This is a genomic window from Streptomyces glaucescens (assembly GCF_002154375.1).
Taxonomy (GTDB): Bacteria; Actinomycetota; Actinomycetes; order Streptomycetales; family Streptomycetaceae; genus Streptomyces; species Streptomyces glaucescens.
Window position 1 is genome coordinate 1 of record NZ_MUND01000010.1, and the last position, 12259, is coordinate 12259.

Here is a 12259-nt window from a genome sequence, read left to right on the forward strand (position 1 = left end):
CGGCAGCGACAGCAGCAGGGCCGTGAACAGCTCGATCTGGTTGCGGTCGTTGTCCAGCAGGGGGGCGAGTCGGCGCCGGATGCCGATGTTGGCGCGCATGCGCGGGTCCTTGGCGTACTCCGCGTACATGTAGTCGCGCTCTTCGTCGGTGACCATCTCCAGGGTCAGCTCGTCGTGGTTGCGCAGGAAGATGCCCCACTGGCAGTTGGAGGGGATGGCCGGGGTCTTGGCCAGGATCTCCGAGACGGGGTAGCGGGATTCGCGGCGGACGGCCATGAAGATGCGGGGCATGACCGGAAAGTGGAAGGCCATGTGGCACTCGTCGCCGCCGCCGGCGTAGTCGCCGAAGTAGTCGACCACGTCCTCCGGCCACTGGTTCGCCTCCGCGAGGAGGACCGTGTCCGGGTAGTGGGTGTCGATCTCCTTGCGCACCCGCTTCAGGAACTCGTGCGTCGCCGGAAGGTTTTCGCAGTTGGTGCCCTCCTGGGCGTAGAGGTAGGGCACGGCGTCCAGCCGGAAGCCGTCGATGCCCAGGTCGAGCCAGAACCGCAACGCGGAGATGATCTCCTCCTGCACCGCCGGGTTCTCGTAGTTGAGGTCCGGCTGGTGCGAGAAGAACCGGTGGAAGAAGTACTGCTTGCGCACCGGGTCGAAGGTCCAGTTGGAGACCTCCGTGTCGACGAAGATGATCCGCGCGTCCTGGTACTGCTTGTCGTCGTCGGCCCACATGTAGTAGTCGCCGTAGGGGCCGTCGGGGTCCTTGCGGGACTCCTGGAACCACGGGTGCTGGTCGCTGGTGTGGTTCATGACGAAGTCGATGATGACCCGCATGCCCCGCTGGTGGGCGGAGTCGACGAACTCCACGAAGTCGGCGAGGTCGCCGAACTCCGGCAGCACCGCCGTGTAGTCGGAGACGTCGTACCCGCCGTCCCTGAGCGGCGACTTGAAGAACGGCGGCAGCCACAGGCAGTCGACGCCGAGCCATTGCAGGTAGTCGAGCTTGGCGGTCAGGCCCTTGAGGTCGCCGACGCCGTCGCCGTTGCTGTCCTGGAAGGAACGGACGAGGACCTCGTAGAAGACGGCACGCTTGAACCACTCCGGGTCACGGTCCTGGGCGGGTGTGTCCTCGAAGGTGTCCGGGACGGGCTCATTGACGATCATGGTGTGGGTGACCCTCCGATCTGCGGGTTGGACGGTCGCAGGACGGTGAGCACGTGCGCCGGCCGGATGCCGGGTTCCAGGCGCACGTAGTTGGCCCTGCCCCAGTGGTAGGTCTCGCCGGTGAGCTCGTCGCGCACCGGCACCGACTCGTGCCAGTCCAGGCCGAGTTGCGGCATGTCCAACGAGACCGTGGCCTCCTGGGTGTGGTGAGGGTCGAGGTTGGCGACCACCAGAACCGTGTTCGAACCGTGCCGCTTCGAGTACGCGATCACCTCCTCCTTGTCCACGTGGTGGAAGTGCAGATCGCGCAGCTGCCGCAGGGCCGGACTCCGCCGGCGGATGTCGTTGAGCCGGGTGATGAGGGGGGTGATGGTGCGCCCCTCGCGTTCGGCGGCCTCCCAGTCGCGGGGGCGCAGCTGGTACTTCTCCGAGTCCAGGTACTCCTCGCTGCCCTCGCGCAGCGGGGTGTTCTCGCACAGCTCGTAGCCGGAGTAGACGCCCCAGGCGGGGGAGAGGGTGGCGGCGAGGACCGCGCGGACCTCGAAGGCCGGTCGGCCGCCGTGCTGGAGGTAGGCGTGCAGGATGTCGGGGGTGTTGACGAAGAAGTTGGGCCGCATGTAGCTCGCGGCCTCGCCCGACAGCTCGGTCAGGTACTCCGTCAGCTCCTGCTTGGTGTTGCGCCAGGTGAAGTACGTGTACGACTGCTGGAAGCCGATCTGGGCCAGGGTGTGCATCATCGCCGGGCGGGTGAACGCCTCGGCCAGGAAGATCACGTCCGGGTCGGTGCGGTTCACGGCGGCGATGACCCGCTCCCAGAACACCACCGGTTTGGTGTGCGGGTTGTCGACGCGGAAGATCCGCACCCCGTGCTCCATCCAGAACCTGAGGACGCGCACGGTCTCGGCGACCAGGCCGTCCATGTCCCGGTCGAAGGCGATCGGGTAGATGTCCTGGTACTTCTTCGGCGGGTTCTCCGCGTGGGCGATGGACCCGTCGGGGCGGTGGTGGAACCACTCCGGGTGCTTGTGCACCCACGGGTGGTCCGGGGAGCACTGCAGGGCGAAGTCCAGCGCGATTTCCAGACCGTGGCCGCGGGCCTGGGCGACGAACCAGTCGAAGTCCTCGATCGTGCCCAGGTCCGGGTGCACGGCGTCGTGGCCGCCCTCGGGCGAGCCGATCGCCCACGGCACCCCCACGTCCTCGGGGGCCGCGGACAGCGTGTTGTTCGGGCCCTTGCGGAACGTGGTGCCGATCGGATGGATTGGCGGCAGGTAGACGACGTCGAAACCCATCCGCGCGATCGCGGGCAGCCGCCGCGCGGCCGTGCGGAACGTGCCGTGCGGACGCTCCGTCGTGCCCTCCGAACGCGGGAAGAACTCGTACCACGACCCGAACAACGCCCGCTCCCGCTCCACCAGAAGGGGGTACGGCGGAGTGCGGGTCAGCAGCTCGCGCAGCGGATACCGGGAGAGGACCGCGTCCACCTCCGGCGTCAGCGCCGCGGCCAGCCGGGTCGCGACCGGCAGCGAGTCGTCGCGCAGGGTCCGCGCGGCGGCGAGGACCACGGCGCGCCCGGCGTCCCGGGGCACCTCCTCGGCGGCGCGCTCGTGGAGACCGGCGCCCTCTTCGAGGACCAGCCCGGTGTCGATCCCGGCGGGGACCTTGACGCGGGCGGTGTGCCGCCAGGTGGCGAGCGGATCGCTCCACGCCTCCACGGTGTACGTCCAGCGGCCCTCGGCCGTCGGAGTGACCTCCGCGCCCCACCGGTCGGTGCCGGGCGCCAACTCGCGCATCGGGGTCCACGGGCCGGGCCGGCCCTCGGGGTCGCGCAGCACGACATTGGCGCCGACCGCGTCATGGCCCTCGCGGAAGACGGTGGCGGTGACCTGGAACGTCTCGCCCGTGACCGCCTTCGCCGGGCGCCTGCCGCACTCGACCGCCGGGTGGACGTCCCGTACCGGGATGCGCCCGATGGCCACCGTCGTACTCATGGGTCTCACCTCCGCCGTACTTCGGAGCCGGGCCGCCGCGGCCCGGCTCGGGATCCTGCGCCGAAAGGGTGGGGATCCGCCGGTCTAGCCGGGCACCCGGGACCGGATCCCCTTCGGCGGGCCGCGCCGGGCGGCGCCGCTCTTCCGGGGCCGGTCGTCCTGTTCCTGCAAATAGGTGGTCAGCGTGGTGCGCAGAAACCGCTCGGCCGCGTCGGCGGCCTCCCGCGCACACCGCTTCCCCATGAGCACACACAGCGTGTAGCCCGAGTCCTCGAACGTCGCCCGCACCTGGCGGTCGGTCGGGGAGGCGAGCATGACGCGCTCCCACGCCCGGTACCGCCGCAGCTGCCGGGCGACTTCGGCTCTGGCGGGTAGCAGCATGGCGCCGTTCACCTTCCGGGGCACTCGATGGGCACGTCCCGACGGTCGGGCCGGTGGCCGTGCACGACAGTGAGCACGGAGTCCGTTACGGCGATCGAGGCCTTCACTCATGGTGCACGCACGGCGACCCAGCGTCTTGTTAGAGCTTCAACCACACCCCACGTGTCGCTCGTGTTGCACGAATGGGCTAGCACCCCCACTGTTGAGGTTACTCAGAAGCGATCGGTACTCACGCTTCGTGTCGGGGGACTCGGCCCGTCAGGGCCGATCCGGCCCGCTAGGGCGAGGAAGGGAGCGAGAGCCTCGCCGGTGAGGAGCCAACGACGATGAAGACCGCAGTGCCCTGCTACTACCACCTCGACGTGGAAGTCAGTCCTGAACGCGTCGGACAGGTCAGCCGCATCCTGGCCGCTCACCTCAGGTACTGGGACCTGGAAACGCTGGTCGAGCCCGTCTGCGGCAGCGCCGAGCTGCTGCTGAGGGCCATCGACGAGCACGCCACGGACAAGAGGACGTCCATCGAGATGTGGTGGAACGGCCAGCACCTGATCACCGCCGTCGCGGACAACGACCGGGACCTGCGCCCGGACCAGGACCTGCGCGGCTGCCTCGAGCACATCGCCGCGATGAGCGACGGCTGGGGCTGCTGCGCCGCCGACACCGGCAGCAAGGTGATCTGGTTCTCCCAGCGCGCCCGCGCCGGCCGCCGCGCCCCGCTGGTCCCTGCGGCACCCACCCCGGGCCTGCGTGAGGGGCTCCAGGTGCCCCGCGAGGTACCGGTCGCGGCCCTGGCCGCACCGGCCGACACCGCCGACGGCGCTCTGGAGGACGCACGGTGACGAGTGAACCGCACCGGAGGAACGACGGGGTGCCCGCGTGGAGCGGGCACCCCTACCCGCTGGGTGCCTCCTACGACGGTCAGGGCACCAACTTCGCCCTCTTCAGCGAGGTCGCCGAACGGGTCGAACTCGTCCTCGTCGACGAGGACGGCCGGCACCGCACGGTGCCGGTGAACGAGGTCGACGGCTTCGTCTGGCACTGCTACCTGCCCGGCATCGGGCCGGGGCAGCGGTACGGCTACCGGGTGCACGGTCCGTGGCACCCGGCTCTCGGCCAGCGCTGCAACCCCGCGAAGCTGCTGCTCGACCCGTACGCCGCCGCCGTCGACGGGCAGATCGACAACCACCCCTCGCTGTACGAGCGGTCGTCCGCCGGGCCCGACCCGGCGGACAGCGCCGGGCACACCATGCTCGGTGTGGTCACCGACCCGTACTTCGACTGGGGCGACGACCGCCCGCCCCGGCGGGCCTACGCGGACACCGTGATCTACGAAGCCCACGTCCGCGGCATGACCCGGACCCACCCCGAGGTGCCGCCCGAGCTGCGCGGCACCTACGCCGGGCTCGCCCACCCCGCGATCGTCGAGCACCTGACCTCGCTGGGCGTCACCGCCGTCGAGCTGATGCCCGTGCACCAGTTCGTCCACGACGGGGTGCTCCAGGACCGCGGGCTGTCCAACTACTGGGGCTACAACACCATCGGCTTCTTCGCCCCGCACAACGCCTACGCCGCCGACTCCACCGGCGGCCGGCAGGTCGCCGAGTTCAAGGCGATGGTCAAGGCGTTGCACGCGGCCGGCCTGGAAGTCATCCTCGACGTGGTCTACAACCACACCGCCGAGGGCAACGAGAAGGGTCCCACGCTGTCCTTCCGGGGCATCGACAACGCTTCGTACTACCGCCTGGTCGACGGCGACTGGCGGCACTACTACGACACCACGGGTACCGGCAACAGCCTGCTGATGCGGCACCCGTACGTGCTCCAGCTGATCATGGACTCGCTGCGGTACTGGGTCACCGAGATGCACGTCGACGGCTTCCGCTTCGACCTCGCCGCGACCCTGGCCCGGCAGTTCCACGAGGTGGACCGGCTGTCGGCGTTCTTCGACCTGATCCAGCAGGACCCGGTGATCAGCCGCGTCAAGCTGATCGCCGAGCCGTGGGACGTCGGCGAGGGCGGCTACCAGGTGGGCAACTTCCCGCCGCTGTGGTCGGAGTGGAACGGCATGTACCGGGACGCCGTCCGTGACTTCTGGCGCGGCGAGGAACACACGCTCGGCGAGTTCGCCTCCCGGCTGACCGGGTCGTCCGACATCTACCAGCACAGCCGGCGCCGGCCCCGCGCCAGCGTCAACTTCGTCACGGCGCACGACGGCTTCACCCTGCGCGACCTGGTCTCGTACAACGACAAGCACAACGAGGCGAACGGCGAGGGGAACCGGGACGGCGAGAGCACCAACCGGTCCTGGAACTGCGGGGCCGAGGGGGAGACCGACGACCCGGCGGTGCGGGAGCTGCGCGCCCGGCAGCAGCGGAACTTCCTGGCCACGCTGATGCTGTCGCAGGGCATCCCGATGCTCTGCCACGGCGACGAGCTGGGCCGCACCCAGCGCGGCAACAACAACGCCTACTGCCAGGACAACGAGGTCTCCTGGATCGACTGGCGGCTCACCGGGGAACAGCGCGGCCTGATGGAGTTCACCCGGTACCTGATCGGGCTGCGCGCGGCCCACCCGGTGCTGCGGCGCCGGCGCTTCTTCCGCGGCGAGACCGCCGTGCGGCCGGACCAGCCGCTGCCCGACCTCGTCTGGCTGCTGCCCAACGCGAGCGAGATGAGCGACCAGGACTGGCAGCGCTCCGACGCGCACTGCGTCGGCGTCTTCCTCAACGGGGACGCCATCGCCGAGCCGGACTCCCAGGGCCGCCCGGTCGTCGACGACTCCTTCCTGCTGCTGCTGAACAGCTACTGGGAGCCCGTCGACTTCCGCCTCCCGGACGTCGCCTACGGCGAGCGCTGGACGACGGTCCTCGACACGGCCGGCCCGGACACCCCGGACGAGACCGAGCACAAGGCCGGGACCGTGGTGCCGGTGGAGAGCCGCAGCCTGGTCCTGCTGTCCCGGCCGCCGCGCGGCCGGCGGAACGGCTGACGCCCACGGCGGACAGGGGCGGGGCGGACACCCTGTCCAGGTGTCCGCCCCGCCCCTGTCCGCTCGGCCTACCGCTCCCGGCGCGAGGTGACCGTGAACTGTGCGCCGTCCGGGTCGCGCAGCACCGCCTCGTCGGAGCCCTCGCGCAGCACGCTGCCGCCGTGCAGCTCCGCGGCACGGGCGCAGGCGGCGGCGTCGGGCACGGAGAAGTGCACCTGCCAGTGGGGGCGGACGGTGGGGTCGGGAGCCGACTCGACGGCGCCGGACTCGATCCGGGCCACGATGTCGCCGCGGCTGCGCAGCACGACCTCCTCGCCCTCGTACTGCACCTCGCAGCAGCCCGGCCGCGCCGAGGCCCAGTCGAGGACCTCGCCGTAGAAGATCGCGGCGTCGAAGGCGTCCCGGGTGTGCAGCCGGACGAAGGCGGGCGCCGCCCGCCGCCAGGTCTCCCAGTCGGTGAACAGCGACCCCTCCCAGATCCCGAAGGTCGCCCCGTCCCGGTCGGCGAGCAGCGCCCCGCGCCCGGGCGGGAAGGAGATCGGCCCGACCGCGACGGTGCCGCCGCGCTCCTGGACCCGCCCCGCCACCTCGTCGGCGCTGCGCACGGCGAAGTACGGCGTCCAGGCGACCGCCGCCTGCCACATGCCGGCCATGCCGGCGATGCCGGCCACCGGCGCACCGTCCGCGAGGGCGATGCGGAACCGCTCGCCGAGCTTGGCCGAGCGCCACTGCCAGCCCAGCACGGCCGAGTAGAACGCCTCCGTGGCGGGCAGGTCCCGGCTGGTCAGGCTCACCCAGCAGGGTGCGCCGAAGACCGAGTCGGTGGAGACGACCTCGGTCGGGCGGGCGGCGGGTGTCCGGTGCTGTGTCATGGCAGTCGTTCCCTGTGTTCGTGGGGCCGGCGGCCACCGGTCCGTCACCAGTGTCCAACCGGAACCGCCTCTGGCGCCTGCCGAGTACCCCGGTGGCAGCGAGGACTCCCCGTAGGGAGGATGGACGGGTGGCAAGCACACCGCGCGAACCGGCCGACGAGACGGACCGGATCTTCGCTCTCCAGCAGGAAGTGGCCCAGCTGAAGGAGGCCGTGTCCTCCCACGCCGTGGTCGACCAGGCGATCGGGATGGTGGTCGCCCTGGGCCGGGTGACCCCGGACCAGGGCTGGCTGGTGCTGAAGGAGGTCTCCCAGCACACCAACATCAAGCTCCGCAATGTGGCGGAGCTGATCCTCATCTGGGGCCGCCGGGGCGAGATGCCCCCGGAGATCCGGGCCGAACTGGAGGACGCCCTCGACCGCCATGGCCCGACCCAGATCCCGGGGGCACCGCCCGAGGGTCTCTAACGGACCTCCGAGAGCAGCTCCTCCCGCAGGCGGGCGAAGCAGGCGCTCAGCAGGCGGGAGACGTGCATCTGGGAGATGCCCAGCTGCTCCGCGATGGTGCTCTGCGTCATGCCGCAGAAGAACCGCAGGTACAGGATGGTGCGCTCGCGCTCGGGCAGGGCCTCCAGGCACGGACGGACGGCCACCCGGTCCACGACCGTGTCGAAGCGGGGGTCGGGGCCGCCTATCGCGTCCCCGAGGGCGTATCCGTCGGTGCCCGGCATCTCGGCCTCCAGGGAGAGCGCGGAGAAGCACTCCAGGGCCTCCATGCCGGTGGCCACCTCGGCCTCGCTGAGCTGGGCGTGTGCGGCGATCTCGGCGACCGTGGGGGCCCGGCCCGGTGTGGTCTGGGCCAGTTCCTTGGCGGCCTTGCGGACCCGGTTGCGCAGGTCCTGGACGCGCCGGGGCACGTGCAGGGTCCACATGTGGTCGCGGAAGTGCCGCTTGATCTCGCCGGTGACGGTCGGCACGGCGTACGCCTCGAAGGCGCGGCCGCGCGAGGGGTCGTAGTGGTCGACGGCCTTCACCAGTCCGAGGGCCGCCACCTGGTACAGATCCTCCAGGGCCTCCCCCCGGCCGCGGAAGCGGACGGCGATCCGTTCCGCCATGGGGAGCCAGAGCCGGACCAGCTCGTCCCTGAGGGCCCGGCGCTCCGGGCTGCCCTCGGGCAGCTCCTGGAGTCGTTCGAACGCTGCCGTGGTGTCCGGAGCGTCGTCGTGCGGATGCTGCTTCGTTCTGCCGGCCGTACGCATCGTGCGCGTGCCTCCCTTACGGGGTGCCGGATGGGCGGACACCGTGGGAGGCGTGTGTTCGGGCACTGGCATACGGGACGCCGGGGTCCCTGCGCACAGGCTCCCACGGTCGTGCCTCCTGTCCGAAGCACTTCCCTGTACATTCCCCGGACAAAACCGGACGAAACACCCTTCGCGTACTCTCTGCCGTTCCCGCCGGGACGGCCGGCGCGCGACGATCACCGGCCGGGCCGGACGTGATGTGCGGCACGCCCGCGCACCCCGCCCGGCCGGGCTCCGGCGGATTCCCGCTGCCCACGCCTTGATCAGCGATCAAGCCCCGGAGAACACCGGCAACCGCCCATTCCGCTCATTTGACAGTGCGCTCGGGCCGCCGATAGGAAGCACGTCTTAGAGGTCGAGAGGTGGAGTGTGTACGAGCCGAACGTGGTCGGGGACTGGCACGAGTACGACGAGCACGCCGGTCTGCGTCTGCGCGTCCACCGTCTGGAGCGGGCCGAGCCGCCGCGCGGACGGGACGACGCCGCCGACGGGCTGACGTATTTCCGCCTCCGCGTCACGATCGAGAACCGCGGCGCCGAACGCTTCGGCATCCACCTCGAGGACGGCCAGATCGACGTGCGGATCGGCCCCGACGGGGAGAGCGCCTTCCTGGACTGGCGCAACTCGCAGTTCATCGAGGGCTACGACATCTACCCGCTGCGCCGGATCACCGCCGTGCTGTACGCCGCCGGCCCCGAGAGCGCGCTCGGCCAGGTCGACGTGCAGATCCAGCTGCGGGTGGACGACGAGTGGACCGACCGCCGGATGTGGGCCGGCGGCGTCGGCCTGCCCGAGGGGACCCCGTACGCGCATCCCCCCGTCGGCCGGGACAGCCTCGCCCACCAGGTGAGCAACTTCCTGCGCGACCAGGCGGAGGAAGGCACCGCCTGACGCCCGCGCCCGCCGGTCAGTGCGGGATGCCGTCGATGATCTCCCGGGCGCCCTGCCGCAGCAGCGCCACCGCGACCGAGGTGCCGAGGGTGGCCGCGTCCAGCCGGCCGGCCCACTCGTGCGCGTTCAGCCGGGTCTTGCCGTCCGGGGTGAACACGCACGCCCGCAGGGACAGTTCGCCGCCGCGGTCCACGCGGGCGTAGCCGGCGATGGGGCTGTTGCAGTGGCCCTGCAGGACGTGCAGGAACATCCGCTCCGCGGTCGCCTCCCGGTGCGTCGCCGGATCGCCGAGGGCGCTGACCGCGTCGATCAGGGCGGTGTCGTCCTCGCGGCACTGCAGAGCGAGGATGCCCGCGCCGATGGGCGGCATCATCGTCTCCGGGGACAGCACCTCGCTGATCACGTCCCGGCGGCCGATGCGCTCCAGACCGGACACCGCGAGCAGCAGGGCGTCCGCCTCGCCCGCCGCCAGCTTCGCCAGCCGCCGGTTGGCGTTGCCGCGGAACGGCACACACTCCAGGTGCGGGTGGGTGGCGGACAACTGGGCGATCCGGCGCACCGAGGAAGTGCCGATGCGGGTGCCCGCCGGCAACTCGTCGAGGGTGAGGCCGCCGGGGTGCACCAGCGCGTCGCGGATGTCGTCGCGCTTGAGGAACGCGGCGAACACCGTGCCCGCCGGGAGCGGGCGGTCGGCGGGCACGTCCTTGACGCAGTGCACCGCGAGATCGGCCGCGCCGGCCAGCAGCGCGGCGTCGACCTCCTTGGTGAAGGCACCCTTCCCCTCGACCAGGGACAGATCCCCCAGCCACTTGTCGCCCGTCGTCCTCACGGGCACCACCTCGGTGCGCACACCGGGATGCAGGGCGGTCAACTCCGCACGCACCCGCTCCACTTGGGCCAGGGCCATGGGCGAGTCACGCGAGACGATACGGATCAGCTCCGGAACGGACATGGCGGACACGATAGACCCCCTCCGGCCCGACCGCCTCGACGGGGCGTCAAGTGAGCGCCGCGCCGGGCGTGCCGCTCAGCGCACCGTCCCCTCGACGGTGTCCGCGCTCCAGGCGGCGATCCGGCCGGACAACGGACCGGTGCCGTCCAGGACGTGCCGGGAGTACGCCTCCCGCTCGTGCGCCAGCAGGGCCGCCTCCCACACGCAGGGCGCGAGCCCGGCCCGCCCCGGCCGCAGCAGTCCGGGCCGCCCGGCCGGGCCGGTGAAGACGGCGAGGTCCGCCATGTGCCCCTCGATCCAGGTGTGGACCAGCACGTAGTCGCCGTCGCCGCCCGCGTGCACGATCAGCACGCCGAGCCCGAGCGAACCGCGCTGCCCGCCGAGCGCCAGATGGGCCTCGGCGAGCCGCAGCGCGGCCTCGACGTCCGGCCCGGCGACCGTGCGCCCCGGTGCCTCGAGGGCGTACGCCTTCACCAGGTGGCCGGCCGCCTCCCGGGTGCCGGCCGGGCGGACGGTGCGGGCGTGGTGGCCGTCGGCCAGGGCGAGCAGCGCTTCGGCGCCGACCGCCGAAGGCAGTCTGTCGTCATGATCCATTCGGCCATCATCCGCTGCCGCAGCGGGTTCAGACCAGGGGGTCGCTCAGCTCCACCGCGCGCCGGGCGGCGGCGAGGGCCTGCTCGTCACCGATGTCGAGAGCGGTGTCGGCGAACTTGATGACGTGCTCGTCGCCGTGTGCGAGGGCGAGTTCGACGACCTCCCCGGCGGTCAGCCGGGCGGACGGGACATGGTCGGCCGGCTCGCTCGGGGCGTACATCGCGGTCACCGCCGCGGAGGCCGTCCAGGCGGCGTGCAGACTCGGCGCCCACAGCTCGCGGGGGAGGGCGTCCAGCGTGCGCAGCACGGCGTTGGGGGCGGTGGCCGCGTGCACGAGCATCGTCGGGTCGCCGTGGCCGTGGGTGGCGTAGCGGTGCGTGGCGGCCCGGACGAGTTCGGTGAGCCGGTCGCGTGCGGTGTCCGGGTCGGTCACGTCGTCCGCCCACACGGGCAGCCGCCGTACGGCGGCCAGCCGAGCCAGATAGCCGCCCTCCGCGGGCTCGACCGGGGGCACGGCGTCCAGGCTCCGGGCGGCGCTCGGCGCGCCCGGCAGCGGCTCGATGCCGGCGACGGGGAGGTGGCGGGCCGCCCAGTAGCCGATCGCATGGGCGAGTTCGGTGCGCCGCGGCTCGTTCTCCTGGGCCTGGAGGGCGCGTACGGCGTGGCCGACGCGGATGACAGGGTGGGTGGCGCCGGCGTACAGCCCGGGCAGCAGGCGCGGCCACCACTCGGCGAGCACGGCGCGCCACGGGCGGTCGGCGACGGCGCGGGTGAAGTGGTCGACCCAGTCGGCGGCCCGCCGTGGATCGCCCAGCGCCTCCCGCCAGTTGGCGTCGGTGACCCGCTCCGTTCGGGCCGGGAACTCCTCCAGCCGGTCGTCGTACAGGTCCAGCCAGCGGTGCACGGCCCCCGCCTGTCCGTGCGCGGCCAGCGACTCGACCACCATGGGAGCGTGGTTGCTGAGCCATCCCCGGAACTCCGGGCCAGTGGTGTGCAGCCGTTCGAAGGCCTCGTCGAGCCGTCCGCTCGTGTCACTCATGGTCATGTGCCGGACGCTACGGCAGCGGCGGCGCCGTGTGATCGGCCGCGGGCCGGACCCGCGACAGGTCCCAGGGCCTAGGCCCTGGG

General features: G+C 71.8%; 12 protein-coding genes. 4 read left to right on the forward strand and 8 right to left on the reverse strand.

Going from position 1 to position 12259, the window contains the following annotated elements:
* The 3 genes from treS to CCN42_RS00705 form a co-directional block, all read right to left on the reverse strand.
* Positions 1–1161: maltose alpha-D-glucosyltransferase (treS, locus tag CCN42_RS00695; protein WP_086732578.1), on the reverse strand; the 1161-nt coding region annotated here is incomplete at its 3' end.
* Positions 1158–3152 (reverse strand): alpha-1,4-glucan--maltose-1-phosphate maltosyltransferase, encoded by a 1995-nt coding sequence (locus CCN42_RS00700; protein ID WP_086732579.1) that lies wholly within the window; start codon positions 3150–3152, stop codon positions 1158–1160. The genes treS and CCN42_RS00700, both read right to left, overlap by 4 nt.
* An 84-nt stretch (positions 3153–3236) precedes the next feature.
* Positions 3237–3533 (reverse strand): DUF5133 domain-containing protein, encoded by a 297-nt coding sequence (locus CCN42_RS00705; RefSeq protein ID WP_086173520.1) that lies wholly within the window; start codon positions 3531–3533, stop codon positions 3237–3239.
* Between the two features lie 326 nt (positions 3534–3859).
* Here CCN42_RS00705 and CCN42_RS00710 point away from each other — a divergent pair, with 326 nt between their 5' ends.
* Complete coding sequence (locus CCN42_RS00710; RefSeq protein WP_086732580.1) at positions 3860–4372, forward strand: pep a2; 513 nt, start codon at positions 3860–3862, stop codon at positions 4370–4372.
* 29 nt (positions 4373–4401) lie between these two features.
* A complete protein-coding gene (gene glgX, locus CCN42_RS00715) occupies positions 4402–6522 on the forward strand; it encodes a glycogen debranching protein GlgX (protein WP_169731379.1) in 2121 nt (706 codons plus the stop codon).
* Positions 6523–6590: 68 nt separating this feature from the next.
* Here the strand turns inward: glgX and CCN42_RS00720 are convergent, their stop codons facing one another.
* A complete protein-coding gene (locus tag CCN42_RS00720) occupies positions 6591–7394 on the reverse strand; it encodes a VOC family protein (RefSeq protein WP_086732582.1) in 804 nt (267 codons plus the stop codon).
* 128 nt (positions 7395–7522) lie between these two features.
* Here CCN42_RS00720 and CCN42_RS00725 point away from each other — a divergent pair, with 128 nt between their 5' ends.
* On the forward strand, positions 7523–7861 hold the full coding sequence (locus CCN42_RS00725) for an ANTAR domain-containing protein (RefSeq protein WP_086172774.1): 339 nt from the start codon (positions 7523–7525) through the stop codon (positions 7859–7861).
* Here the strand turns inward: CCN42_RS00725 and CCN42_RS00730 are convergent.
* Entirely contained in the window at positions 7858–8652 is a 795-nt protein-coding gene (locus CCN42_RS00730) for an RNA polymerase sigma factor SigF (RefSeq protein WP_086732583.1), read from the reverse strand. The two genes, CCN42_RS00725 and CCN42_RS00730, sit on opposite strands and share 4 nt — an antisense overlap.
* Before the next feature lie 411 nt (positions 8653–9063).
* Here CCN42_RS00730 and CCN42_RS00735 point away from each other — a divergent pair, with 411 nt between their 5' ends.
* Positions 9064–9585, forward strand: a complete 522-nt coding sequence (locus tag CCN42_RS00735; protein WP_086732584.1) for a hypothetical protein — start codon at positions 9064–9066, stop codon at positions 9583–9585.
* Between the two features lie 16 nt (positions 9586–9601).
* Here CCN42_RS00735 and hemC read toward each other — a convergent pair whose 3' ends face one another.
* The 3 genes from hemC to CCN42_RS00750 all read right to left on the reverse strand — a co-directional run bounded on the left by hemC (position 9602) and on the right by CCN42_RS00750 (position 12176).
* Positions 9602–10537: a hydroxymethylbilane synthase gene (gene hemC / locus CCN42_RS00740; RefSeq protein WP_086732587.1), complete on the reverse strand. Its 936-nt coding sequence runs from the start codon at positions 10535–10537 to the stop codon at positions 9602–9604.
* A 75-nt stretch (positions 10538–10612) separates the two neighbouring features.
* The gene (locus CCN42_RS00745) at positions 10613–11131 is read right to left on the reverse strand and encodes a hypothetical protein (protein ID WP_086732585.1); all 519 of its coding nucleotides are present in this window, start codon (positions 11129–11131) and stop codon (positions 10613–10615) included.
* Between the two features lie 28 nt (positions 11132–11159).
* Positions 11160–12176, reverse strand: a complete 1017-nt coding sequence (locus CCN42_RS00750) for a questin oxidase family protein (protein ID WP_086732586.1) — start codon at positions 12174–12176, stop codon at positions 11160–11162.
* Positions 12177–12259 lie beyond the last annotated feature (83 nt).

What these genes read in the sequence shown, in the direction of transcription:
- CCN42_RS00700 (WP_086732579.1), bottom strand. Translation starts at nt 3,152, where the DNA reads ATGAGTACGACGGTGGCCATCGGGCGCATCCCGGTACGGGACGTCCAC.
- CCN42_RS00705 (WP_086173520.1), bottom strand. Translation starts at nt 3,533, where the DNA reads ATGCTGCTACCCGCCAGAGCCGAAGTCGCCCGGCAGCTGCGGCGGTAC.
- CCN42_RS00710 (WP_086732580.1), top strand. Translation starts at nt 3,860, where the DNA reads ATGAAGACCGCAGTGCCCTGCTACTACCACCTCGACGTGGAAGTCAGT.
- CCN42_RS00720 (WP_086732582.1), bottom strand. Translation starts at nt 7,394, where the DNA reads ATGACACAGCACCGGACACCCGCCGCCCGCCCGACCGAGGTCGTCTCC.
- CCN42_RS00730 (WP_086732583.1), bottom strand. Translation starts at nt 8,652, where the DNA reads ATGCGTACGGCCGGCAGAACGAAGCAGCATCCGCACGACGACGCTCCG.
- hemC (WP_086732587.1), bottom strand. Translation starts at nt 10,537, where the DNA reads ATGTCCGTTCCGGAGCTGATCCGTATCGTCTCGCGTGACTCGCCCATG.
- CCN42_RS00745 (WP_086732585.1), bottom strand. Translation starts at nt 11,131, where the DNA reads ATGGATCATGACGACAGACTGCCTTCGGCGGTCGGCGCCGAAGCGCTG.
- CCN42_RS00750 (WP_086732586.1), bottom strand. Translation starts at nt 12,176, where the DNA reads ATGACCATGAGTGACACGAGCGGACGGCTCGACGAGGCCTTCGAACGG.